The organism is Photobacterium minamisatsumaniensis (assembly GCF_050336695.1).
GTDB lineage: Bacteria > Pseudomonadota > Gammaproteobacteria > Enterobacterales > Vibrionaceae > Photobacterium > Photobacterium minamisatsumaniensis.
In genome coordinates, this window is the sequence record NZ_JAKJSI010000031.1 from 26,988 (window position 1) to 50,298 (window position 23,311).

The 23,311-nt window shown below is 41.9% G+C and carries 20 protein-coding genes and 1 tRNA gene; 11 read left to right on the top strand and 10 right to left on the bottom strand.

The window, feature by feature from the left end; all coding sequences use genetic code 11:
- The first annotated feature begins 77 nt into the window (after positions 1 to 77).
- Positions 78 to 1,328, top strand: a complete 1,251-nt coding sequence (locus L4D78_RS17015) for a DEAD/DEAH box helicase (RefSeq protein WP_428468046.1) — start codon at positions 78 to 80, stop codon at positions 1,326 to 1,328.
- A gap of 87 nt (positions 1,329 to 1,415) precedes the next feature.
- Here L4D78_RS17015 and L4D78_RS17020 read toward each other — a convergent pair whose 3' ends face one another.
- Positions 1,416 to 2,495 (bottom strand): ketoacyl-ACP synthase III, encoded by a 1,080-nt coding sequence (locus tag L4D78_RS17020; RefSeq protein ID WP_428468047.1) that lies wholly within the window; start codon positions 2,493 to 2,495, stop codon positions 1,416 to 1,418.
- Between the two features lie 168 nt (positions 2,496 to 2,663).
- Here L4D78_RS17020 and L4D78_RS17025 point away from each other — a divergent pair, with 168 nt between their 5' ends.
- Positions 2,664 to 3,644: a Gfo/Idh/MocA family protein gene (locus L4D78_RS17025; RefSeq protein ID WP_428468048.1), complete on the top strand. Its 981-nt coding sequence runs from the start codon at positions 2,664 to 2,666 to the stop codon at positions 3,642 to 3,644.
- Positions 3,645 to 3,730: 86 nt separating this feature from the next.
- Here L4D78_RS17025 and L4D78_RS17030 read toward each other — a convergent pair whose 3' ends face one another.
- From L4D78_RS17030 to L4D78_RS17045, 4 genes are all read right to left on the bottom strand, one after another.
- The gene (locus L4D78_RS17030; RefSeq protein WP_428468049.1) at positions 3,731 to 5,101 is read right to left on the bottom strand and encodes an SLC13 family permease; all 1,371 of its coding nucleotides are present in this window, start codon (positions 5,099 to 5,101) and stop codon (positions 3,731 to 3,733) included.
- A 671-nt stretch (positions 5,102 to 5,772) separates the two neighbouring features.
- Positions 5,773 to 6,447: a SanA/YdcF family protein gene (locus L4D78_RS17035; RefSeq protein ID WP_428468050.1), complete on the bottom strand. Its 675-nt coding sequence runs from the start codon at positions 6,445 to 6,447 to the stop codon at positions 5,773 to 5,775.
- Between the two features lie 140 nt (positions 6,448 to 6,587).
- Positions 6,588 to 6,664: transfer RNA gene (locus L4D78_RS17040), tRNA-Pro, on the bottom strand.
- Positions 6,665 to 6,802: 138 nt separating this feature from the next.
- Positions 6,803 to 7,780 (bottom strand): ribonuclease T2 family protein, encoded by a 978-nt coding sequence (locus L4D78_RS17045; protein WP_428468051.1) that lies wholly within the window; start codon positions 7,778 to 7,780, stop codon positions 6,803 to 6,805.
- A gap of 595 nt (positions 7,781 to 8,375) precedes the next feature.
- On the opposite strand from L4D78_RS17045, the gene L4D78_RS17050 reads away from it, so the two are divergent.
- The 3 genes from L4D78_RS17050 to L4D78_RS17060 all read left to right on the top strand — a co-directional run bounded on the left by L4D78_RS17050 (position 8,376) and on the right by L4D78_RS17060 (position 10,775).
- A complete protein-coding gene (locus L4D78_RS17050) occupies positions 8,376 to 8,678 on the top strand; it encodes a hypothetical protein (protein ID WP_428460697.1) in 303 nt (100 codons plus the stop codon).
- Positions 8,679 to 9,081: 403 nt separating this feature from the next.
- A complete protein-coding gene (locus L4D78_RS17055) occupies positions 9,082 to 9,933 on the top strand; it encodes an ABC transporter ATP-binding protein (RefSeq protein WP_428468052.1) in 852 nt (283 codons plus the stop codon).
- Positions 9,933 to 10,775 (top strand): ABC transporter, encoded by an 843-nt coding sequence (locus tag L4D78_RS17060; protein WP_428468053.1) that lies wholly within the window; start codon positions 9,933 to 9,935, stop codon positions 10,773 to 10,775. The genes L4D78_RS17055 and L4D78_RS17060 overlap by 1 nt, the downstream gene beginning before the upstream one ends.
- 55 nt (positions 10,776 to 10,830) lie before the next feature.
- Here the strand turns inward: L4D78_RS17060 and L4D78_RS17065 are convergent, their stop codons facing one another.
- From L4D78_RS17065 to L4D78_RS17080, 4 genes are all read right to left on the bottom strand, one after another.
- Positions 10,831 to 11,034, bottom strand: a complete 204-nt coding sequence (locus L4D78_RS17065; protein ID WP_428468054.1) for a helix-turn-helix domain-containing protein — start codon at positions 11,032 to 11,034, stop codon at positions 10,831 to 10,833.
- A 109-nt stretch (positions 11,035 to 11,143) separates the two neighbouring features.
- Positions 11,144 to 13,978 (bottom strand): Hsp70 family protein, encoded by a 2,835-nt coding sequence (locus L4D78_RS17070; RefSeq protein ID WP_428468055.1) that lies wholly within the window; start codon positions 13,976 to 13,978, stop codon positions 11,144 to 11,146.
- A 221-nt stretch (positions 13,979 to 14,199) separates the two neighbouring features.
- Positions 14,200 to 16,035, bottom strand: a complete 1,836-nt coding sequence (locus L4D78_RS17075) for an Hsp70 family protein (protein ID WP_428468056.1) — start codon at positions 16,033 to 16,035, stop codon at positions 14,200 to 14,202.
- Positions 16,035 to 16,694 carry a DUF2760 domain-containing protein gene (locus L4D78_RS17080; protein ID WP_428468057.1) on the bottom strand — a complete coding sequence of 220 codons (660 nt, stop codon included), beginning with the start codon at positions 16,692 to 16,694 and terminating at the stop codon, positions 16,035 to 16,037. The genes L4D78_RS17075 and L4D78_RS17080 overlap by 1 nt, the downstream gene beginning before the upstream one ends.
- A gap of 344 nt (positions 16,695 to 17,038) precedes the next feature.
- Between L4D78_RS17080 and L4D78_RS17085 the strand changes: the two genes are divergently transcribed.
- Positions 17,039 to 17,392, top strand: a complete 354-nt coding sequence (locus L4D78_RS17085; protein ID WP_428468058.1) for a YajD family HNH nuclease — start codon at positions 17,039 to 17,041, stop codon at positions 17,390 to 17,392.
- 96 nt (positions 17,393 to 17,488) lie between these two features.
- On the opposite strand, the gene L4D78_RS17090 is transcribed toward L4D78_RS17085, so the two are convergent.
- Positions 17,489 to 17,782 carry a winged helix-turn-helix domain-containing protein gene (locus L4D78_RS17090; RefSeq protein WP_428468059.1) on the bottom strand — a complete coding sequence of 98 codons (294 nt, stop codon included), beginning with the start codon at positions 17,780 to 17,782 and terminating at the stop codon, positions 17,489 to 17,491.
- A gap of 175 nt (positions 17,783 to 17,957) precedes the next feature.
- On the opposite strand from L4D78_RS17090, the gene L4D78_RS17095 reads away from it, so the two are divergent.
- The 5 genes from L4D78_RS17095 (at position 17,958) to lpxL (ending at position 22,990) form a co-directional block, all read left to right on the top strand.
- The gene (locus L4D78_RS17095; protein ID WP_428468060.1) at positions 17,958 to 18,095 is read left to right on the top strand and encodes a periplasmic nitrate reductase, NapE protein; all 138 of its coding nucleotides are present in this window, start codon (positions 17,958 to 17,960) and stop codon (positions 18,093 to 18,095) included.
- Between the two features lie 71 nt (positions 18,096 to 18,166).
- Entirely contained in the window at positions 18,167 to 20,659 is a 2,493-nt protein-coding gene (gene napA, locus L4D78_RS17100) for a nitrate reductase catalytic subunit NapA (RefSeq protein WP_428468061.1), read from the top strand.
- A 10-nt stretch (positions 20,660 to 20,669) separates the two neighbouring features.
- A complete protein-coding gene (locus tag L4D78_RS17105) occupies positions 20,670 to 21,125 on the top strand; it encodes a nitrate reductase cytochrome c-type subunit (RefSeq protein WP_428460686.1) in 456 nt (151 codons plus the stop codon).
- An 11-nt stretch (positions 21,126 to 21,136) separates the two neighbouring features.
- Complete coding sequence (locus L4D78_RS17110; protein ID WP_428460685.1) at positions 21,137 to 21,718, top strand: NapC/NirT family cytochrome c; 582 nt, start codon at positions 21,137 to 21,139, stop codon at positions 21,716 to 21,718.
- A 306-nt stretch (positions 21,719 to 22,024) separates the two neighbouring features.
- Positions 22,025 to 22,990, top strand: coding sequence for an LpxL/LpxP family Kdo(2)-lipid IV(A) lauroyl/palmitoleoyl acyltransferase (gene lpxL / locus L4D78_RS17115; protein ID WP_428468062.1), 966 nt, complete (start codon positions 22,025 to 22,027; stop codon positions 22,988 to 22,990).
- Positions 22,991 to 23,311: the final 321 nt, after the last annotated feature.

Consider the following 23,311-nt stretch of genomic DNA (forward strand, 5'->3'; position numbering starts at 1 on the left):
ATAAAGCTATAAAACATAGTAATCAGGGTAAAGTTTGCTAGAATCCGTGCTCGTTAAAAATTAAGCCGGAATTATTCATGTCCTTCCTTTCATTAGGCCTTCAAAGCCAACTTGTCGATACCGTGACGTCATTGGGTTTCGATACTCCGACCCCTGTTCAGCAACAAGCCATTCCTGAGGTACTGGCGGGGCATGATGTTTTGGCTGGCGCACAAACGGGTACGGGTAAAACAGCCGCATTTGGTTTACCTCTAATTCATCAGCTGCTGGCATCACCGAGCCATACCGAGCATAAAAAGAAACAAGTTAAAGCGTTAATTCTAACGCCTACTCGCGAATTAGCTCAGCAGGTATTCGACAGTATTTCTTTGTATTCAAAAGATGTTGATATAAAAGCGGCTGTTGCTTATGGCGGTACTAGTATAAAAATGCAAGTTAAAGCCATTGAATCGGGTGTTGATATTTTGGTCGCAACACCTGGTCGTTTGTTAGATCACGCGCATGTTGGTACTGTCGATTTAAGCCAAGTGAGTTATTTGGTGCTTGATGAAGCTGACCGCATGCTGGATATGGGCTTTATAGATGACATCAAACGCATTATGCGTCGGATGAAGGCAGACCGACAAACACTGTTCTTTTCTGCAACATTTGGTAAGCAAGTTAAAAAACTGGCCTACGATATTCTGACCGACCCTAAACTTATTGAAGTGACACCAGCGAATACAACAGCAGTAACTGTTGAACAGATGGTTTTCCCTGTTGATAAACATCGAAAGTCAGAGTTGCTAGCATACCTGATTGGTTCGCGTAACTGGCAGCAGGTCTTAGTCTTTACTAAAACGAAGCAAGGCTCAGATGAACTTGCAAAAGAACTCGGTAAAGACGGCATTAAAGCGGCGTCAATCAACGGTGATAAAAGTCAGGGCGCAAGACAGCGTGCACTAGATGATTTTAAGTCAGGTAAAGTTCGCGTTTTAGTTGCAACCGATGTGGCAGCTCGAGGGCTTGATATTGAACAACTGGAATATGTTGTTAACTTTGACATGCCGTTTAAAGCTGAAGATTATGTTCACAGAGTTGGCCGTACTGGTCGAGCAGGCTTAACAGGTAATGCGATTTCATTGGTTAGTATTGATGAAGAATGGGCGTTAAAAGCCGTAGAAGAATTACTTGATACCCGATTGCCTCAGCAGTGGCTAGAAGGTTATGAGCCGGATCCAACGATCAAGCCGTCAGATAATCGTCCTCGTGGTCGGTCAGCAGAAAAGCGTCGAGCGAAAAATAAGCATAAAATTCATAAAAACCGTGGTCGTAACGTAAAACGCTAGGCTTGGATTGTTACGATTAGAAAAAACACTCAGCGTTACTTTGAACAAAGTAAACTGAGTGTTTTTAGTGACTAACTATTATTAGCACTATCGCTTTGTCTTCACACAATGCTCAATTGCAGAGCTAAGAAGCTCAGTTGCAGTATGTTCACATGCTGGAAGTTCTGCATCACTTTCGTTGATTGGTGTGACTCGAGGACCCCATTGTATAACGCCTGCTCCCCATGTTAATCCCGCGCCAAATGCAGCTGAAAGTATTTTATCATTAGGTTTTATCTTGCCTTCCTCTACTGCCTCACAAAGGGCAATAGGCACAGTGGCGGCAGATGTATTCCCATATTTATGGATATTGATGAACGCTTTTTCTAATGGAATACCTGCGTGATCACAAAGGGCTTCAATAATCCGCTGGTTTGCTTGATGGGGTATAACAACGTCAATATCTGCTTCAGTGAGATCTGCACGTTGAAGAACCATTTTGGCGGCTGTCCCCATACCACGAACAGCGCGGCGGAAAATCTCTCGTCCAACAAAATTAAAGGCAAAATAACCGGCGTCAGGGCTAAAGCGATCCATTCCAATGCCAAAGTCTGGAATAGCGAGTACATCGCGACCTTCAGAGTCACAGCCTAATTGGGCATCCAGTAAACCTGATTTCTCCGTACTACGGCTTAGAATAACCGCGCCAGCACCATCCCCAAACAGAACAGCTGTGTCGCGTTGGCTCCAATCTAAATACCAAGATAAGCGTTCAGCTCCAACGACTAACACATGCTGATAGTTGCCAGCTTGAATCATCCTTGTGGCCGTTTCTAGCCCATAAAGAAATCCGGTACACGCGGCATTCATATCAAATGCTGCTGCTTTTTTAGCGCCAAGCTCTAGTTGAACCTTAGAAGCAATATTCGGTACTAATGTATCAGGCGAGCAGGTCGCAATAATGATTAGATCAAGATCAGAAGCGTCTAGTCCAGCAGCCGCGAGTGCACGTTTACCAGCTATCGTTGCAAGTTCAGATGTATTGACATGACTTATGCGGCGAGAGTGGATACCGGTTCGACTCTGGATCCATTCATCAGATGTGTCGACAAATTCGCTGAGTGCTTGGTTACTTAATTCGGCAGGAGGAAGGCACTTACCCCATCCAGTGATCTCTGCATAATACATAATGGTATCTCTTATTTTAGTAATAACGTGCTGAGTGTTAATGGTTTAACTTATCGCTAAGTAATTCTAAAAACAATAAAATTGCAACACTCAAGTCGATAATCATCTGGGAATGCGACATGTAGTATTGGTATAATTTAATTAAATAGAATGAATAGGAAAGTGAACATGATTCGTTTCGGTGTAATTGGTACAAACTGGATCACTGAGCAATATATTCGAGCTGCATTATCAACGGGTAAGTATGTTTTAACTGCCGTCTATTCGCGTAGTCTAGAAAAAGCTCAAGACTTCGCGAGTAAATATAATGATGTAATCTGTTTTGATTCGCTTGATGAAATGGCTGGTAGTGATTTGATTGATGCTGTGTACATTGCCAGTCCGAATTCATTGCATGCTCCCCAGGCTATGAAATTTATTAAACAGAAAAAACATATCATCGGTGAGAAGCCTTTAGCGTCAAATATTGCTGAAGTACAAGACCTTATTTTTGAAGCGCAAACGCAAAATGTTGTTTTATTTGAAGCAATGAAAGCGGTATACACACCAAACTTTAATGCGCTAAAAACAGCATTGGCAAAGGTTGGCAAAATACGAAAAGTTTACTTTTCTTACTGCCAGTATTCATCCCGCTATCAAAAATATTTAGACGGTGAAAACCCGAATACTTTCAATCCTGAGTTTTCCAATGGGTCGTTGATGGATATTGGCATTTATCCATTGAGTGCAGCCATCGCATTGTTTGGTGAACCCAACAGTATGACGGCGCAGGGGACGCTGCTTGAATCCGGCGTTGATGCTCACGGAACGCTCGTTCTTCATTATAAAGGGTATGATGTCACTATCGCACACTCAAAGGTAAGTGATGGTGTTATTCCAAGCGAAATACAAGGTGAACAAGGAACACTAACTATTCACTTTATATCCGAGTTTCAGGGTATTCATCTCCATCGCCGTGGGGAGCCGACCGTTGAATTGACTGTGCCACAAGATGAAAATGCAATGCGGTATGAAGCTGAAGAATTTGTTCGGTTAATTGAAAATAATGACGTAAGCCATACTGCATTGGTTCGAAGCCAAATTGTCAGTAGCATTATCACCCAAGCAAGAGAAATGATTGGTGTACGCTATCCCGCAGATGTGATGTAACGTTGAATAAAAAAGGTGGTCATGATTGACCACCTAAAAGAAACAACGTCACTATTTTTATTTTTGGGGGAGTTAACTAGAACCGATTACCAGAATAAGTAAGCAAAAGCAGAGAGTGCACCAATACATGCAATGTTCAGGTAGATACCCACTTTCATCATGTCTGACTGCTTAATATGCCCAGAACCAAACACAATCGCATTCGGTGGTGTTGCAACAGGAAGCATGAATGCACATGATGCCGCGACAGCAATGAGCGCAGAAAGAATAATTGGCGACACACCGAGTGCTTCAGCGACAGTGGCAAATACAGGCACTAACAATGCAGCACTTGCCGTATTACTTGCAAACTCGGTTAAAAACACAACAAAAGCAGCAACAACCAAAATAGTAAAGAATAGGCCAGCTTGCTCTAAGAAGCCGCTTAAGCTGTGTGCAAGGAAAACGCTTGTGCCCGTTGCTTTTAAGACGTTACTTAGACAGATACCGCCACCAAAAAGAAGTAATACACCCCAGTCAGCAGATTTCTCGATATCTTTCCAATCGACAACACGAGATGCACCCAGCATTACAATAGCTGATAAGGCAACCAGCGTATCGAAGCTGCTGAAACCGCCTAAGAAAGCGTTAATTGGTTTGCTGAAAATCCACAGTACAACAGTAATTGCAAAAATGGCTAAGGTCGCTAATTTTGCATTGTTCCACTCGACAGGCTTATGGTCGAGTTCGAAGGTATGCTTAAGATTTGGCTTCAGCATGAAGTAAAGTAATGCAACAGTGATCGGCAATAGGATCATTGAGATAGGTAAGCCAAACTCCATCCACTCAGTAAAGCTCAATCCAACTTCTGCTGCGGCAATGGCGTTCGGTGGGCTACCGACAACAGTTGCAATACCACCAATACTGGCGCAGTAAGCGATACCTAGCAGAACAAAAACATAGGTGCCTCGTTCACTTTTTGCATTAACTTTGTTTAATACACCTAACACTAGCGGAAGCATCATAGCGGTTGTTGCGGTATTACTGATCCACATAGATAAGAATGCTGTTACACCAAATAGCATGAAGACAGCGACAGACATTCTCCCTTTTGCAATGAGCAGTACTTTGTCTGCAATTGCCTTATCAAGCTCTTGTTTATGCAGTGCCGCTGCAAGTGCAAACCCACCAAGAAACAAGAAAATAATGGGGTTGGCAAAATTACTTAATGCCTGAGGCGTTTGGAATATACCAAAACCAACCGCAATGATCGGTACGAGAATCGCGGTAATGCTTACGTGCAATGCTTCTGTTAGCCACAATACAGCCACAAAAGTCAAAATACTTAAACCAATAACGACATCTTTCTCAAAGGGTAAGGTGTTTAAAAGAAGGGTAAATAAGGCGATGTCTGCCAACAGAATGATACTGTTTCGGTCAAACAGCCACTTTTTCAGTGTCATAGTTAAGGCCGTCATATGCTTTCCTTTAGCTTGATTATAGTTATGAAGTGCAACTGCGTGCACTTGTTAGGCATGAGGTTATGTTACCAATTGTGCTGAATTTGTTAATCTTAAACTGCTCAGATGTTGTTCTGTTGGCGGGGGGATAATAGTATTTGTGAGCTTGCAATGCGCTAATGTGTAGAAATGTACCCATTAAAAAAAATCCATATCTTCCAGTAAACAATAACCTAGCAGTTTTGCAGGTACAGTTTTGAAAATAGAGAGCCTGCCATGGTATCTATTCATCAATAAGAAGCTAGTTTGTGTGTGACTTGTGTCTTATAGGTTGCAAGAGAAGCATAAATAAGTGATGTGCATCACATTGTTTATATGATGGTAATTAAAGTGATTTTTAGATAACTGCGCAATAGGTATCATAATTATTAGAAGGAAATAATAATAGATTGATAGGCTAGGGAATTATGAGTGCTAAAAAGCAGCTGACACGTAAACGGATGCAAAGTGAAGCTCAAACCCACATGCGCAGTGTTCGAAGTAAATTTATAAAATCATTCGCTTCTTCTGATTCGACAAAAGTCTAGAGTTTTTTCTAGGTTGTTGAAGATTCGGGCTCATGTGACAAAGGCCATTGTGTAATACAATGGCCTTTGTGATTTTATCTCTCTTTATTTAATTTTCTGAACTTAATGTTCGGGAGGGCCTTCTAATTCAATATTGTCATTTGGAATAGGTTCTTTGGGGCCTAAAAACTTCGGTTGCATGTCTAAGACATATAAATCAATGATGGCTTTGATTCGAGCTAGCACTTCTCTTATTCTGATTTTTATTCCGGCTAAACCATTAGGCTCAGGTACGGCTAAACAGATAGCATCTATGTCATTTCTTTGTGCAATGAAGAGAGCTCGTTCACAATGAAAGCGTTGAGTAATAATGACAAAATGATCCGCTTCGAATACATTCTTTGCTCTTACTACAGAATCTAACGTACGAAACCCAGCGTAATCTAACACGATATCTTGCGATGGGATCCCTGCTTTTAATAAATCACGTTTCATCGTCCAAGGTTCGTTATAAGAACGATGAGCATTGTCGCCACTGAGTAGCAGTACATTGACTTTATCGAGTTCATACAGAGTTAACGCTGCATCCATTCGGTATGTGTAATAAGGGTTTAAAGATTTAGCAATGTATTTACTGGTACCTAATACAAGTCCAATTGAACGTGAAGGGATGTCTGAAGGCGCTTCAAAGATACGGGCAGAAGCTTGAGTTGATACCCATTTATCTATTAATAGAATACTTGAGATTACAATGATAAAGAAAATCGCACTCATACGAAGAAGATTTAGCAGTTGCATAACAGCCCAAAAATGAAATTCACTACTTAAGTATACTACCTTAATTTATTGATAATGTTGTGTAAAAACAGCGTCAATTTATGTAATGAAAGGCGAGGAAGTAAGCAGGGCGGGAAGGGGACTGTGATTAAAAAGCCTTTTGGTCGGACATACTGGATTCGAACCAGTGACCCCTACTCCCCCAGAGTAATGCGCTACCAAGCTGCGCTAATGTCCGCCAAAAAGCTTTTTATTCAAATGGTTACCTGAGTTATTTAGTCTACATTACCCATTGTCGAATGTAAGCAATTTGAGGCTAGAACTGTAGGTTTGATCTCAAATTGCTTTATTCAGTGCTTGATCAGGAAAGGTACACTCAATCTTCTATATAGATGTCACTATTACAGTTTCCTTTAAAGCTGCGAGCAGGCGGAGCAATGTTGAGGTTACTGATTAGTGAATTTTGCTCTTCAAAGCGAAGGGGGAGGTTTAGTCTGATTTCTTGAAGGTATTTACCTTTCAAGCACGAAAGCTGTAGACGCTTGACGGCCTGTTGACCAAGTTGATTCGACAAATAGCGCTGAAATTCGTTAATTGAAATACGTTGGCCGATATGTTGCTTAACGTATTGGCCTATCGGCGACGCGTCAGTTTGTTGTACAAGATTCGATGCCGCTAAAAAATACTCGTCATCACTTCGTGACTGGCAGGTACCATGCTTCTTCCATTGGTAGGCACCAAATGTTGTTTGGTAGTGAAAATTAGGCATCCAATAGGCTATTTCAGCGATGGTTTCAGCAGATAGATCCATAGTACTTGCTGGGGAGCAGTAACCGTATTTAATACCACACGACTTTTTGTTAGGCCATAAGCCGTGAAGTGTTAAGTGGTGAGATGTTAGCTGATTATTATTTAATGCCGTACATTCAGGTTTTTCACCTTTGAAGTTGGCATGCTCACAAAAGCCAGGCTGCCAACTAACCGCTAAAACATAGGAGTCATGTTTATTTGGTACCGTGCAGACTGAACCATCACTTTTTGTATGCTTCTGGAAATCAGCATTTCCACAGTTTAAGTTAACCCAGCGAGTTTGTGGCGAAGCACTTTTGATATAAAGTTGAACCCAGTCCCCTTGTGGCTTGTTGATGGCAATTGTTTGATAACGTGTACCTATTTGAGTTGAAATATTACCAGGGTTCGTTTTCTTCCTGATCGATTGAAAAGCAGGGCAGCGCTCTACTGCCGTAAACGTACCCTGTGCTTTGACAGAGGCCATAACATCGACAGGACTAACAGCGATTAAGCTAAAAGTGAGAAGGGCTAAAGCTTTTAGGTGGCGAATAAAGAATGGCATAATTGAAAGCATGTTTATTAAGGCGTTAGTTTTTTATTATACTTAAGTAATCATGTCGTGTGAGTATTTCTGTAATGATTTTAAGTTTTGAATGGTGATAAGGTACTACCTTGAATAACGAAAAGTATTGTCGATTACGAGTTGGCAATTATGTCTCTGCCTAGAATCGTATGCGACGAGATAGCGCTACATGTGTACTTAAATGGATGATTGCTAAGAATGGAAATTCTTTACTGTTGCTAAACTGTTCAGTGTGAGCCAAAATAAATTGACGAGTTAATCTTTATAAAGTCTGAATAAGCACTGATTTCGATTAAATTTAGGTTCACATGTTATCAAACTAAAGGTATCATCAGCCTATCTACTCGATGTGGTGTTTAGTATTTACCACTCTCTCAGCCTTAGTCTGAACAAAGTGAACAGCAAAGAATGTGGTTAAACTAGATGGTGAACACCAGTCTGGTGAATTTATTTATATGTTGTCAACCCAAGATACCCTTCTAAAAATATCACTGATATGCATTTATTGCGACACGCTGGTGGTCTTTGTCTGATGGTTAACAATGTTTAAGTTCGAATTTTAAGAGGTATATTCATGGATAATTTTGCAGCTGCTGAAAAAGCATTATCAGCAATGCTAAAAAGTGTTGACCAGAAAACAGGTCAAGTTAAAGAAGAACGCGCTGACTATCGTCAAATGCTAATCGATTTTGCTGATGAAGTTCCTGGGCGTCAAAAAGCAGTAATTAAGCGCATGCCACTACATAAAATCAACAATTTGATTGCTGTGTTGCATGAGTTTAAAGAAGAGGCTCGCCAAGTACGCATGAACGAAATTCTTGCTATGATGGAAAAAGAAGACGTTCACCCAGAAGACCTTCTGCAAGGCAACGAATAATTTAAATAGTAAATGCAATAGTGTGCGTAATTCATTTGCTTACGTTTGCAGATGACTGGTCGTCTCATTGAATAGTATAAGGACAAAAACACTCATTAGACTTATGCTGCCATTACACTAATAGGTGACGATCAATTTAGGTTTTTTAGAACCTAGACATATACCTCTTTTCTTATGTACCATGATTAATCATGGTGCATGATTTCTTATATTTGCTATTTAGCCAGCTTTCTATCTTCAACCTTTCATATACCGTGAATTTCCGGTGTTGCCTGAGCACCAATTAAAGTGATGATGGTATATCCAGATTAATATTACATTAGTATATTTGTCTCAATGCTTTGTTTGACTTTACATGTTTGGTATAAAATAACTGAAACTGACATGTATAGGTTAAGTGAGCGTGGAAACACTAGTTAAATCTGATTCTTTAGGTAAATCTTACGGGCGTTTTCGTGCCCTAATGGATATTAATCTTGATTTACGTACAGGGCAGGTATTGGGCTTACTTGGGCATAATGGCGCTGGTAAATCTACCTTAATAAAGAGCATCTTAGGGGCTCATAGTTATGAAGGGAACCTTGCCGTTTTGGGCTTAGAGCCACAGAAACAACGAGTTAATATCGTTCAACAGCTAGCATATATCTCCGATGTTGCAGTGTTACCTGAGTGGATGACTGTAAAACAAATTATTAAATATATCGAGGGTGTTCATGGTGCTTTCGACCAGAAAAAGGTTCACGCGTTTTTGTCTCAAACCGATATTCAACAAAAGACAAAGATTGGGCGTTTATCAAAAGGGATGAAGGTTCAGCTGCATCTTGCTTTGGTTATGTCTACAGATGTGAAATTACTTATTTTAGATGAGCCAACTTTAGGCTTAGATTTAATGTTCCGTGAGAAATTTTACCAGCAGTTAATGGCGTGGTTTAAAGAGGGTGATAGGGCCTTAATTATAGCAAGCCACGAGGTGGATGAAATCGACCATTTACTCACGGATGTATTAATACTTAAGCGTGGTAAATCAGTGGTTAGTGGCGACATTGATACAGTTATTAACCGATACTGTAAAGTGACTGTGCCTGACAGTAAGTTAAAGCAAGCCCAATCAGCTCGTCCGATATATATTCAACAAGGTGTTAATTCATCGGTGTGTATGTATGAAGTAACAAAGAACGATAAAATGGCATCACTTGGAGAGGTTGTAAAGCCTACACTTGCCGAGATATTTATTGCCGTGCAGCAGGAGGCGTAATGAAAAGGCTAAAGACGCTTTTAGAAAAAGAGCTTATAGAATACAGTGTGGTCGTTAAGCTTCCCCTTTTTCTTGCCCTGTTTGCGGTGATTAATTTTGCAATGGTAATGAGTGGCGATAACGTTTCTTTTTCGGTACAAACTAGCGGTGCAGGGCTGTTTGACTGGGGAGACAGCAGTGGTCAATTTGCTGGGCTAATTGGTAAATTGAATGAAATTGTCGCAGGTGTACTTTACTTAGTTTTGTTTCTGATTTACGTTCCTAAAACCCTTAGGAAAGAAAAACAGGAAGGTAGCTTAATGTTCTGGCGTTCAATGCCAGTGTCTGATCATTTAGCGATTGCTGCGAAGCTGATCTTTGCTCTCTGTATTGTCCCTATTATTGCTTCAATATTATTACTGTTCTCTGACTTTATTGTTTGGCTGCTTGCAACATTCTTTATGTCAGCAGATATGCTCACATCATTTACGATTTCACTAACATCGTTAGGCGTTCATTGGGTAAGTTTTATTGGGCGTTTAGCTGTGATGAGCCTTGCTTTATTTCCTTTAGCTTGTGGCTTCTTTGTCGTTTCGCAACTTACTCGTTACCCACTTCTAACGGCTATTCTTGCCGTGGTGATGTTTAAAATAGCAATGTATCAAGCAACGGGTAGCAGTAGTGCGGGTGATGCACTCGCTGAAATATATTGGTTGCCTGCATCCATTTTAACAAGCGCAGTCCCGGTAGACACATATGTTAGTTTTGGGCTATTTAACAATGTAATGCTCATTGTTTTGGGGATTGCATTCTTCTATGCGTCTGCATGGTTACGTGGTCGAGATGATATGCTGAAGATGTGATTTTGGGCTGGGTCATCTAGATGTAAAAACGGAGAGCTTTCGCTCTCCGTTTTTATTATGCAGCTACAATGCTTTGAAGGTAATCAACTTCACGCTTGTATTTACGTACATTACGAGACAATGTGCCTTTTGGCACATCAAAACGTTTTTCAGCTTCATAGCTAGAAAGGCCATCAAAAATTACCGCTTCTACTGCGACGCGTTGATTATCTGACTTGAAAATTCGCTGAGAGATAAGTTGGAATTGTGTTCGGTTCATTATAGTCGTACTCGCTAGGCATAAATAGATTCGCCTCGCAAATATATCAAGGCGAAAAATTAGTTTTTATTTATGAGAAGAAGATTACCAGCTGAACCCTAACAGAACCTTAATCGATTAAGCATAATCCTGTTGGTAGTGCATCACCGAATACGCGCTTAGTTTCACTCTCCGTCAGTACCTTGACGGTTGATACCATTTCAAGCCAACTTTCTGGCACTTTGCTAGATTTTAGCTTCTCAATCACCGCATTTCGATTTACATCATCAATGTCTAATGTACGGTCTCCCGTCATTCGACACATCATAACTGCCGCGAAAGCGATGTTCTGATCTTTACGCCAATCAAAGTCCATTAACTCAGGTAAACAATAACTGACATGCTCAGCACTGAGTAAATTATGCGCACTTCCATAGAAAGGGCTACGTGTTGCAATTCGTCCAATAGCCCACCAATGTGCTTGTGCATATTGTGCTTTCTGTAAACGGCCAAAAATCCATTCAATAAGTTGAAGCTTTTTATCGAACGGCAAATTTTCAAGCGACGCAGCAAGACGAACCATATCTTCGTAACTGCGCTCTTGCATCTCTTTGGCTAACTTGCTGTCACGAACGGCACTTGGGTTTATGTATTTGGCTATGTCTTTGTAAATAATCAGTTGCTGTTCTTGATTCAAGCCACCAGAGACACGTCGCCAAAATGTCCACCAGTCACTCCATGTTTGGGTATTGCTATCGAACTGAATGCCATGTTGGTACAGTGCCCATACTTGTTCCATACGCCATTCATCCGATGGGTAGCCAAAACCTGGGCGTAGGGTAAAGCCCGTAAGCTTGAGCCAATTACGTTCGTGAATATCAGAGCGTCTACGTCGTTTCTTACTGTCTAAAAGTGAGTTAGCAAGTTCACGTAAAGCAGGTGTTTCCCAGTTATCACGCTTACCTAACATTTTTTCTAGTTGGTTACGTAAGGTTTTAATTGCTTTAGGATCGGCATTTTTAGTACTGCCACCATAAGCTTGCTTCACTAGTGTAATTGCATCGTCAATTCGAGCGGGTAGGGCCGATTGTGCAAGGGTTGATGCCTTATCGCCTTGGTTTAGCTTGGCCAAATCTTTACGGATGGCAAATTCAACCTTCCAACGTTTAGCATCGTCTGTTGTACTTACACATTCTATTTGTAATGTACCTACTTCTGTTAACTGACAAGCTAAAGTGACCTCTTCTCGGTCTTTTTGGTTAGCAGCCAATTCAGCGCGATCGCGCTCACTGTCTAATGTCGCAATGAATGGAGGTAAGGAGACAAAACTATCACTATCAACGGGGAATAGCTCGCCAGCTTGAGTATGGCTATCATCTGTTGATGAAACTAAATTAAATCTTACAGGCTCACCTAGAGTAAGTGCGAACTTGCGATCTTTAAGCCTGATTTCTGTGCCTTCATCAATGCCTTTAGGGAGAATACATAAGCCTTGTTTATTTTTCTTCTTACCCTCTAAGGTAAGAAAGAAAGAACGGGCTGAACCTCCTCCAATCTTAAGTTGAGCACCATGACGTGCTTTCGCATAAGCAACGGCACCGTAGGCAACGGCTAAATCAGGGTGAGGGTTCATTAGCTCAGTGACAGTGTCACCTCTCCAGTGGGTAAAGGTATCTAAAACACGCTCCGAAAGTAGTGGGCTATTAAATACACCACCATTAAGTAATACGGCCGCAGGAATCGCAGGTAGGTGTTCGTTTACAACTAAGTTGCTGCCGTTGAGTGATTCTCTGCAAACCGTATCATGTAATTCAATAAATTGAGCAAGGTGTTTACTAATGGCAGGATCTGCTGCATAAGGCAAACCAAATTCAACAACCGCGGCTTGGCGCTGGCTTGGTTGAACGTTGAAGTCAGTTTTTGGGAAAAAGCCGTTTAATGCAATGTCATGAACTTCATCGCGGGTAAGATCGATACTTTTTGCACCACCAATTAAACGTGAGCCACTTCCTAACATCGTTACTTTTGCTGTTTCAGGTGCATTACCTGCGAGAAGCTTTTCTTTTACTTTTCGGGTTTGTTGGATCAGCTTTGATAACCCTGACGCGCTGAGTTTTTTGGTTGCCCCGTGTAAACGTTGTTCCGCTTTATGGGCTAAAGCTAAATCAATATTGTCACCTCCAAGCATAAGGTGATCGCCAACACCAATACGGTCGAGTGTTAGTTTGTCGTCTTTAGTTCCGACCTTTATCAAACTTAAATCAGTGGTACCGCCGCCTACATCGCAAACCATCAGTAGTGGAATGTCTTTCAGTAGTGCTTCTGCGTTATCTTTATTTTTAGCATACCAGTCATAACATACGGCTTGAGGCTCTTCCAAAAGCAATATGTTATCAAGACCAGCCATTGAGGCAGCCTCAAGTGTTAATGCTCGTGCAGCCTCATCGAAAGAAGCGGGGACGGTGATGACGACTTCTTGGTCGTTAAGTTTGGCATCTTGGTGATGGTAATCCCAAGATTGACGAACGTGGTTTAAGTAGCTAGCACTTGCGACAACAGGTGATACTTTTTCTACATTATTGTTCGACGACCAAGGTAAAATAGCCTCGCTACGGTCAACACCAGCATGCGATAACCAACTCTTGGCACTGACAACTTRCCGACCTTCAACTTTGGCTCCAAGATCTCGTGCCAGCTCACCGATAATGGCATGCTTAATATCACCATTAACTTGTTCAATGTCCCACGGTAATACCATTTGAGATGGGTCAATTTCACCTTCTGCCGGATGATAGCGAAAAGAGGGCAGTAGTGGCTTACGTGCAACCTCGCCAGGGGCTATAAGCTGATCAATTTCAAATATTGTAATTGGGCTTGATTCGAGTTCATCTGAAATAAGGGTGTAGGCAACAACAGTGTGGGTAGTCCCTAAGTCAATACCAACAAGATAACGAGGGGAAGACATGTATTTCTCCAGAGCTGATCGTTCTGATTATTTTATATGAAGGTTGTAGGTGAGTATCTTAACCAAACCTTGCCGGCAGTATTATACCGATGATTGATATAAGTATCTGCGCCAACTCTTTGATTTCAATATTTACTTGAAGTTGGCGAAGCAACGGTCAATAAAATGTGAGTGATATAAAAAAGAAAACGGCGCTAATAAATAGCGCCGTTTAGTATTACTTATTTTTCGCGAACATCAAATTCGACTTGCCACTTTTCACCGCCATCAGTTGGCAAGGCTTCAAGGCAAAGAGTGCCTAATTCAGTAACACGAGAAGCAAGACGAACGGGGACAACTTCGCCCGCTGTTCGTCCTTCGACGACTGGCAGTGTTACCTGAATTGCAGGTAGCTCTTCCAGTTCTTCTGGCTGCCACCAATCTAGATGTGTACCGGCTGGGTCATCACGACGAACTGTCGAACCGAAGAACTTAAACTGAACGGGTTGGCCTATAACCAAACCAAATTCGCGGCTTGGCACGTCAGCATGCGTTCCTTCTTCCATACCAAATGGAGCAACACAAAGAGCTTCTAATGGCGGCTCCATACCAGGAATAGCAGGCATAGAGCTTTCGATACCCACATAATAGCTACTTGCAATACCGCCACGAATACGAACGCCTTTGCCTTTACGCACTGAACCGTAGTATGAAGCACCGCTTGCTACCGCAAGGTCTAAATCAAGTCCTTCAAGTAGTTTAGCTTCAGGGCTATCAGCAGTTGTGAGCCAGCTATTGATGATGGACAGTAAACGGTTAGATAGTAAGTCTGATTTCAGCACACCACCATTGAAAAGAATGGCACTTGGGCGAATGAAACCTTCGTGAAGTTGTTCATACTTTTCGAACAGCTCGTCAACTGCAGAAGACTGACGGCTAAGGAAACCAGCAACATGACGTGAAACCGCAGCGTCTTGTGCGTATGGAAGTCCCATTTGTGTAAGCGCACCACGCTGCATTTCAACAGGGTGTTCTTCAACGCTGTTGCGAGGGAAGAAGCCTTCTACCAATGTTTGCTGAACTTCTTCTTGAGTTAGCTCTGTTTGCAGCGTGCCACCAAGAAGCTTAGAGCCTCGGCTTGGGACAACAATTGGCATTGATTGCAAATTTTCATCGCTAAGAAGCGCTTCTTTTGCATCACGGCAAGCATGCGTAATCGCTTGGACCTGCCAAGGCTGAAGTTGCTTACCTTCTTGAGCCAGCTTCATCTTTAAGCGGTAGGCTAGCGCCAGATCCATGTTGTCGCCACCAAGAAGAATATGATCACCAACCGCAACACGGTTAAGTGTCAGGTTGCCGTCTTCTTCTGTTACTGCAACAAGTGAAAGGTCAGTGGTACCACCACCAATATCAACAACCAAAATGACATCACCAACGTTTACTTGGTCACGCCATGTGTCATCGTTGTTTTTCAACCAGCTATAAACAGCCGCTTGCGGTTCTTCTAGCAACGTCATGTGCTTGAAGCCCACTTCACGTGCCGCTTCAGCGGTTAGTTCTCGTGCTGCTGGGTCAAAAGACGCAGGAACAGTAATGGTGACATCTTGATCAAACAACGGTGTTTCTGGGTGTTGATGATTCCAAGCATCAGCAAGGTGAGCTAGGTAATTACGTGTTGCTTCTAGTGGTGACGCTTTTACTACTTCGTCAGGGCTATTGAGTGGCAAAAATGCATCACGACGATTAACGCCGCCGTGGCAAAGCCAACTTTTTGCACTTGCAATCAAGCGAATAGGGGTTTTGCTACCCAGAGAGCGCGCCATAGCACCAACGATTGCGGTAGGCTGGGTACTCCATGGAAGCGCCGTATCACCTTCAGCCAGTTCAGACTCGTGGGCTTGGTACATAAATGAAGGAAGCTGATCTTTCTCTTCAACATTGCCCGGAGTTGTTAATTGAGCAATAGGCATAACGTTGACGCTTGCGTCTTCATCTTGAAGATCAACGTATGATAAAACACAGTGCGTAGTACCTAAGTCGATACCAACACTGTAACGGTGTTCTTGAATATCTTGCATTACAGTTCAACCTCAGCGGCGGCAACAACGTGTGCATCATGGCCTTCAGCCAATTTTGGCAATTTAACGTTTGTTACTTTCCAACCGCGGTGGATAAGGGTTCCAGTGAAAGGTGCTTCGCCAATAACGTTACCTGTTAGTCTTACTTCAGAAGCATTAAAGCCTTGTGGCAGAGTAATGCGAGTTTCTTCTTCTTCATTACGAACAGGGGCAAAGCTGAAGTATTCGTTAAGGACCTTCTGCCCACCTTCGTGAATAACACGGGCAGCAGCCCCGATTTCTGCATCAGCAAAACCTTTTAGGTCTTCTTGCATGAAATCGATAAAACGTGCTTCTTGTTGAAGTAGCGATAATAGCTGAAGTGCTGAGTCCGGCGTTGATGTTTTTAGTTTTGGTTCAACTTCAACAATTTTTTCAACGATTTTTTCTACTTCGACAACTTTTTCTACTTCAATAATTTTCTCGACAGGTTTTTCAACCTCAACGATTTTTTCGACTTCTTTCTCAACAACTTTCTCGATTTCAACAGGTTTGCCTTTCTTGGCAATATATAGAACGAGCATGACAGCTAAAAGGCCACCAAGCCAAGCGTGTCCCATATCAATCGTTGTCGGCATTGCCGATAAATCTACAGTTAGTTCAGAAAAATCAAAAGCCATATCCGTCTTCTCTATGCAGTGAAATAGTGGTTCACAATTAATAGTTTGGGTCGAATGTTATCATAATCAAGTTGCATTACATCGAAACCCGTCATTTTTTTGTCCCATTTGAGCATTTAGCTTTTCTATAGCTCGAATTGTAAACAAAATAGGTTTAACAGGATATTGTCATAGTACCCATTAGTACGTGATACCCTGTAAATGACGCGATTTATTACCTTCACTATTAGCGTATTTTCATGACATTCGTTGTGTTAATTCATAAATTTATGCATTCGAAGCGGGCATTGTGCGAAAAATTAGGTAAAATCATGGCTGATTTAGACTGAATTTTGGGTGTTAACATGTCATCAGATTTTTACGGAACAAGTGCTGCCTATGCGCGACAAGAGCAAGGTTACCGAGAAAAAGCACTGAAACTATATCCTTGGGTATGTGGACGTTGTTCTCGTGAATTTGTATATTCAAACCTTCGTGAACTGACTGTTCACCATGTTGATCACGACCACACGAATAACCCTGCGGATGGAAGTAATTGGGAATTACTTTGCTTATTTTGCCATGACCATGAACATGAAAAGTACACGGAAGCGGACAATCAAATGGGCAGTGTCGTAAAAGCGGGTGAGAATGATCATGAAGCGGCGACGTTTAATCCTTTTGCTGATTTAAAAGCAATGATGAATAAGAAAAAATAACACCGCATCGTGTTTGTTTATTGAATTGCCTATAAAAAATATAACGAGAAGGTGGTTAGGTTGATAACAACGTATCAATCTCCCCCTTTCTCGTCGTTATGGGTAATCAAGCACTGATTTAATGTCAGTAATGTTTTCAGTTACCCACACTCTATTTATCGCCCCCCAGTCACTGATTTCATATTTTCCACTTCGATTCCTTTCTCCTTCCGTTTGTACAAACTGACAGACGATATCCAGTTCAGCCAAACTCTTAATTGTATCTTGCGCAGTACGGCGCGGCATGCCGGTATATTCAATAATGTCAGGTACTGTTGTGATACCAGTATCAATGAGGTGTGCCACATAGAGTCGTCGATAGAAACTGGTCTTGGTTTTGCTTACTTGCACGCTAACATCCTTAAATCATTATCTATTTATATTTACTTTAACACCGTTGGCCCACGATAACATTATCCGAGCTTCTATGAGCTATTCAGCTTTATTCGTATTTTCTACTTATAAGGTTATCAATTTCATGGAAGCTAACTAGAGTTACCTGTATGTACTTTCTAAGGAACGTGTGATGACAGAGCAAAATCGGCAGCGTTCAGAGTTAAAAGCTTTCTTGTTTATTACCATCATCCTATTCCCTATTTTAGCCGTTGCGGTCGTTGGCGGTTACGGGTTTTTTGTATGGTTTTTACAAGTGGTGACTGGGTAGCGCTTCGCTAACTACATAGAAGTGCAAGAAAAAGATACGTAAATGTATAGCAATAGATTGGAGAGGTCATAATGAAATGTTCTCGGCGTAAATTTCTAAAAGCACAAGCCGCTGCCTCAGCAGCTGCCGCGGCGGGGATGTCAATTCCCGTTGTCGCGAGTAATGTTGTTACTGATGGATCACTGACACAGCTCGATTGGGAAAAAGCGCCGTGCCGTTTCTGTGGTACGGGTTGTTCAGTTAATGTTGGTGTCAAAGATGGAAAGGTCGTTGCTACTCATGGTGATATAAAATCACCGGTTAATCGTGGCCTGAATTGCGTTAAAGGCTACTTCTTATCGAAAATCATGTATGGCGATGACCGCCTTATGCAGCCATTACTGCGAATGAAAGACGGGAAGTATGACAAAGAGGGTGATTTTACAGCCATCAGTTGGGATCAAGCTTTCGATATTATGGCCGAAAAATGGAAAGCGGCATTGAAAGATAAAGGTCCAGAGGGCATTGGCATGTTTGGTTCTGGCCAGTGGACGATTTATGAAGGGTATGCGGCATCAAAATTAATGAAAGCGGGCTTCCGTTCTAATAACATCGAACCCAATGCTCGTCACTGTATGGCGTCTGCTGTCGTCGGGTTCATGCGTACCTTTGGTATCGATGAACCGATGGGCTGTTATGATGACATTGAAGAAGCCGATGCTTTTGTCTTATGGGGCTCAAATATGGCTGAAATGCACCCCATATTATGGACCCGCGTAACAGATAGAAGGCTGTCGAACCCTGGCGTTAAAGTATCTGTACTTTCTACTTTTGAACACCGAAGCTTTGAGTTAGCTGATATTCCGATTATTTTCACCCCTCAATCTGATCTTGCTATCTTAAACTTCATTGCTAATTACATTATTAGTAATGACAAGGTGAATAAAGACTTCACCGATAAGCATGTGAATTTTAGACGAGGAGCAACCGATATCGGTTATGGTCTTCGTCCTGAAAACCCATTACAGCAACAAGCGAAAAATCCAGATAGTGGTGATTCGGAGCCAATGACGTTTGATGAGTTCAAGTCATTTGTCTCGGAATATACCGTTGAAAAAGCAAGTGAAATGTCTGGTGTTCCAACGCATAGATTAATTGAATTGGCAGAACTGTATGCCGACCCGAAGGTTAAAGTCATGTCTTTCTGGACCATGGGCTTCAATCAACACACCCGAGGTGTCTGGTGTAATAATTTGGTCTATAACATCCACCTACTTACCGGGAAAATATCTACACCAGGAAATAGTCCGTTTTCATTAACAGGCCAACCTTCTGCTTGTGGTACAGCACGAGAAGTTGGGACATTTTCACATCGACTACCAGCCGACTTAGTTGTGGCAAACCCAGAGCACCGGAAAACAGCAGAGAAAATTTGGAAACTGCCTGATGGCACTATTCCAGGAAAAGTTGGTGCGCATGCGGTATTACAGAGTCGAATGCTAAAAGACGGGAAAATTAATGCTTATTGGATTCAAGTAAATAACAATCTTCAAGCTGCCGCAAATATTAATGAGGAAACGTTACCGGGCTATCGCAACCCTGATAATTTCATTGTTGTTTCTGATGCTTATCCTACTGTGACGGCTCAGGCCGCAGATTTGATTTTACCCGCTGCAATGTGGGTAGAAAAAGAAGGCGGATATGGTAACGCAGAGCGCCGTACACAGCTTTGGCACCAAATGGTGTCGGCGCCAGGTGAGTCGAAATCTGACCTATGGCAGTTGATGGAATTCTCTAAACGTTTTACTACCGACGAAGTGTGGCCCGAAGAGTTGCTCGATGCAAATCCATCTTACAAAGGAAAAACGCTTTTTGATGTGCTCTACAAAAATGGGCAAATTGATAAGTTCCCGTTGGAAGATATCGCAGAAGGTCACGCCAATGATGAGTCAACCGAATACGGTTTCTATGTGCAAAAAGGCTTGTTTGAAGAGTACGCGGAGTTTGGCCGTGGCCACGGGCACGACTTAGCACCTTTTGATATTTATCATGAAACACGAGGGCTTCGCTGGCCTGTGGTAGATGGTAAGGAAACATTATGGCGATACCGCGAAGGCGCTGATCCATACGTTAAAGAGGGAGCTGGTTTTGAGTTTTATGGCAAGCCAGACGGTAAAGCCATCATATTTGCCTTACCGTATGAGCCGCCAGCAGAAAGCCCAGATAAAGAATATGACTTGTGGTTATCGACAGGGCGTGTTCTTGAACATTGGCATTCAGGCTCTATGACTCAACGGGTGGCTGAAATACACAAATCTTATCCTCATGCACAAGTATTTATTCACCCGGATGACGCAAAATCACGTGGTTTACGTCGCGGTGATGCGGTGAAAGTGGTTTCTCGACGAGGTGAAATTATTACTCGCGTTGAAACTCGGGGGCGAAATAAACCACCAAAAGGCTTGGTATATGTTCCTTGGTTTGATGCAAGTCAGTTAATTAATAAAGTCACGCTTGATGCAACCGATCCACTGTCAAAGCAAACTGACTTTAAAAAGTGTGCAGTCAAAATTGTAAAGGCGTAGGAGAAACCAGATGAAACACTTCATTTCAGTGCTTTTACTGTTGTTTGCCACCGCTGTTATTGGCGCTACAGCAGTAATTAATGGCGATGAGCTTGCGACATTGCGTGGTTTTGCACTTAATCAAGAATCGGAACCACCTGCAATGAGTAAAACGCTCAATACAGATGTTATTCCCAAGCGTAGCTACCCAATGCAGCCACCGATAATTCCGCATAAGATTGATAATTATCAAGTTGATTTAAATGTGAACAAATGTATGTCTTGTCACGCAAGAAGCCGTGTTGAAGAAACTCAGGCGAGAATGATCAGTGTTACGCACTATATGGATCGTGATGGAAATTTTTTGGCTGAATTATCCCCTCGACGTTATTTCTGTGAGCAGTGCCATGTTGTTCAAACTGATGTGAAACCTGCGGTAGGTAATACGTTTACCGACCTCGATACGCTATTGAGCGAAACGAAATAGGGGGAAAGCGTATGTGGGGCTGGATAAAAAAATGGTGGACGTTAATCCGTTCACCCGCGAAGTACTTTAGCCTAGGTTTTTTAACTCTCGGTGGATTTGTTGCTGGTATCTTTTTCTGGGGGGCGTTTAACACAGGCATGGAGTTTACTAATACAGAAACATTTTGTGTTAGTTGCCACGAAGATAACGTTTACCAAGAGATACAGGGAACCATCCATTTCACAAACCGAACAGGAGTAAGAGCAATCTGCTCTGATTGTCATGTCCCGCATAATTGGACAGACAAAATGGCGCGTAAAATGCAGGCATCAAAAGAAGTGTGGGCTTGGGTGACTGGTGCGATTTCAACACCTGAGAAATTTGAAGCACGTAGATTGCATATGGCTGAACGTGAGTGGACTCGGATGAAAAAGAATGACTCATTAGAGTGCCGTAATTGTCATGAATTTAGCTATATGGACTTTACCCAACAGTCAAAGCGAGCTTCTACGCAGCATGCGAGCAATCTTGCTGATGGAACTAAAACGTGCATTGATTGCCATAAAGGTATTGCCCACCATTTACCAGACATGAAAGGTGTGGAAGGCTTCTAAGCAAAACAGCTTGATGTACAGTGTTTTATTTTAGTTCTGGTCAAAACGGCTCTTWTTATACAAAAAGTTGTCTTTATGAGCCGTTTTTGACCAATATTCTGTTGACTAAAATTATAAAATCTTAAGCTTTTGATAGGGTTTGTATGCGCTTTTTGTCGAAAAATAGAATAAGTACTCAATTATTGAGTATAAAGGGTAATAAAGCTATTAATTAAAAAAAAGACGTAATATTATGCTGGTATTGATTGGGTAATTACCAACTTCAGGTGATTACAAAGAATTGTCTAGCATTGTGAATATAAAACCATGAGCAAATCTGTCGCTCCTCCATTTTCTTGGACGCTGTTATCCCCACGTTACTGGCCAACTTTATTGCTCATCGCTGTGATGTTCTCGTTAAGCCTACTACCATACTCATTTCAACGCCGTTTAGGGCAAGGGTTAGGACGAACTCTACTTCGCTTTATGAAAAAGCGTCGTTTTACGATTGAACGTAATTTAGAGCTCTGTTTCCCTGAAATGAGCGAAGCAGCTAGAAAACAAATGGTGAAGGAAAATATCGATAACTCAGGTCTCGCTCTGCTTGAAACGGGTATGGCATGGTTTTGGTCTGATGCCAGGGTAAAGCGCCATGTTAAGTTTGAAGGCATGGAACATATCGAAGCATTAGAAAAGCAGGGAAAAGGGGCTGTTTTTATTGCTGTGCATTCAATGAATCTTGAGCTTGGTGCCCGTGCTTTTGGCACTATGAAGTCGGGTATCGGTGTACAGCGAGCAAATAAGAACGCTTGCTTCAATTATTTTCAGTGTAAAGGCCGTAGTCGTTCAAACCGAACTTTGATTGACCGTAAAGATGTCAAAGGCATGCTTAGAGCCTTGAAATCAGGTGGACGAGTTTGGTATGCACCAGACCATGATTACGGTTTACGCCGTAGTACATTTGCGCCTTTATTTGCAGTTGAAAATGCCTGTACGACGATGGGTACTAGTTTGATAGTCGATAGCGCTAAATGTGAGGTGCTTGCATTTACTTTCGTAAGAGACTGTAATTCTGGTCAGTACACGGTAAAAATTTCACCGCCACTGCATGACTTTCCTCGTAACGAACCTGAAAAGGCAGCAGCATTCGTCAACAAGGTTGTCGAGCAATCTATTCTCGAGGCTCCAGAGCAATATATGTGGCTACATCGTCGTTTCAAAACTCGCCCTGAAGGTGAGCCATCATTGTATGACAAAGAACTGAGAACGAAGATTAAAGAAAAAATTGCTTAGGGCTGATTAGCCTTATGTATCGACAACGCCCTTTAGTTTGTTATTTCGGTAGCAAGGGAAAGGGCGTTTGTTTAGGTTATTATCTCTACCTTACTACCTTACTACCTTCATATTCCCGCTAATTATTGCCAGCCTCATCTAGAGTAGTGCTTGGTTATCTCTTTATTGCTCAAAAACTTGTTTGAAAATGATGAACTGCTAAGTCTGTTGTATAGTTATTAGGCTGGTTGTTTATTAGCCCATCAATGGCTTAACACGAGCTGTAGTGGTATGTGTTTTACTTGTCATCTTCTTGCAACAAATATAATCAAGCAATAAAAT

Excerpts from the sequence above, each read along its gene's own strand:
- L4D78_RS17030 (WP_428468049.1), bottom strand. The coding sequence starts at position 5,101 with ATGACGGCCTTAACTATGACACTGAAAAAGTGGCTGTTTGACCGAAAC.
- lpxL (WP_428468062.1), top strand. The coding sequence starts at position 22,025 with ATGAGCAAATCTGTCGCTCCTCCATTTTCTTGGACGCTGTTATCCCCA.
- L4D78_RS17085 (WP_428468058.1), top strand. The coding sequence starts at position 17,039 with ATGTCATCAGATTTTTACGGAACAAGTGCTGCCTATGCGCGACAAGAG.
- L4D78_RS17060 (WP_428468053.1), top strand. The coding sequence starts at position 9,933 with ATGAAAAGGCTAAAGACGCTTTTAGAAAAAGAGCTTATAGAATACAGT.
- L4D78_RS17095 (WP_428468060.1), top strand. The coding sequence starts at position 17,958 with ATGACAGAGCAAAATCGGCAGCGTTCAGAGTTAAAAGCTTTCTTGTTT.
- L4D78_RS17075 (WP_428468056.1), bottom strand. The coding sequence starts at position 16,035 with ATGCAAGATATTCAAGAACACCGTTACAGTGTTGGTATCGACTTAGGT.
- L4D78_RS17105 (WP_428460686.1), top strand. The coding sequence starts at position 20,670 with ATGAAACACTTCATTTCAGTGCTTTTACTGTTGTTTGCCACCGCTGTT.
- L4D78_RS17050 (WP_428460697.1), top strand. The coding sequence starts at position 8,376 with ATGGATAATTTTGCAGCTGCTGAAAAAGCATTATCAGCAATGCTAAAA.
- napA (WP_428468061.1), top strand. The coding sequence starts at position 18,167 with ATGAAATGTTCTCGGCGTAAATTTCTAAAAGCACAAGCCGCTGCCTCA.
- L4D78_RS17015 (WP_428468046.1), top strand. The coding sequence starts at position 78 with ATGTCCTTCCTTTCATTAGGCCTTCAAAGCCAACTTGTCGATACCGTG.
- L4D78_RS17080 (WP_428468057.1), bottom strand. The coding sequence starts at position 16,694 with ATGGCTTTTGATTTTTCTGAACTAACTGTAGATTTATCGGCAATGCCG.
- L4D78_RS17110 (WP_428460685.1), top strand. The coding sequence starts at position 21,137 with ATGTGGGGCTGGATAAAAAAATGGTGGACGTTAATCCGTTCACCCGCG.
- L4D78_RS17035 (WP_428468050.1), bottom strand. The coding sequence starts at position 6,447 with ATGCAACTGCTAAATCTTCTTCGTATGAGTGCGATTTTCTTTATCATT.
- L4D78_RS17025 (WP_428468048.1), top strand. The coding sequence starts at position 2,664 with ATGATTCGTTTCGGTGTAATTGGTACAAACTGGATCACTGAGCAATAT.
- L4D78_RS17045 (WP_428468051.1), bottom strand. The coding sequence starts at position 7,780 with ATGCCATTCTTTATTCGCCACCTAAAAGCTTTAGCCCTTCTCACTTTT.
- L4D78_RS17020 (WP_428468047.1), bottom strand. The coding sequence starts at position 2,495 with ATGTATTATGCAGAGATCACTGGATGGGGTAAGTGCCTTCCTCCTGCC.
- L4D78_RS17065 (WP_428468054.1), bottom strand. The coding sequence starts at position 11,034 with ATGAACCGAACACAATTCCAACTTATCTCTCAGCGAATTTTCAAGTCA.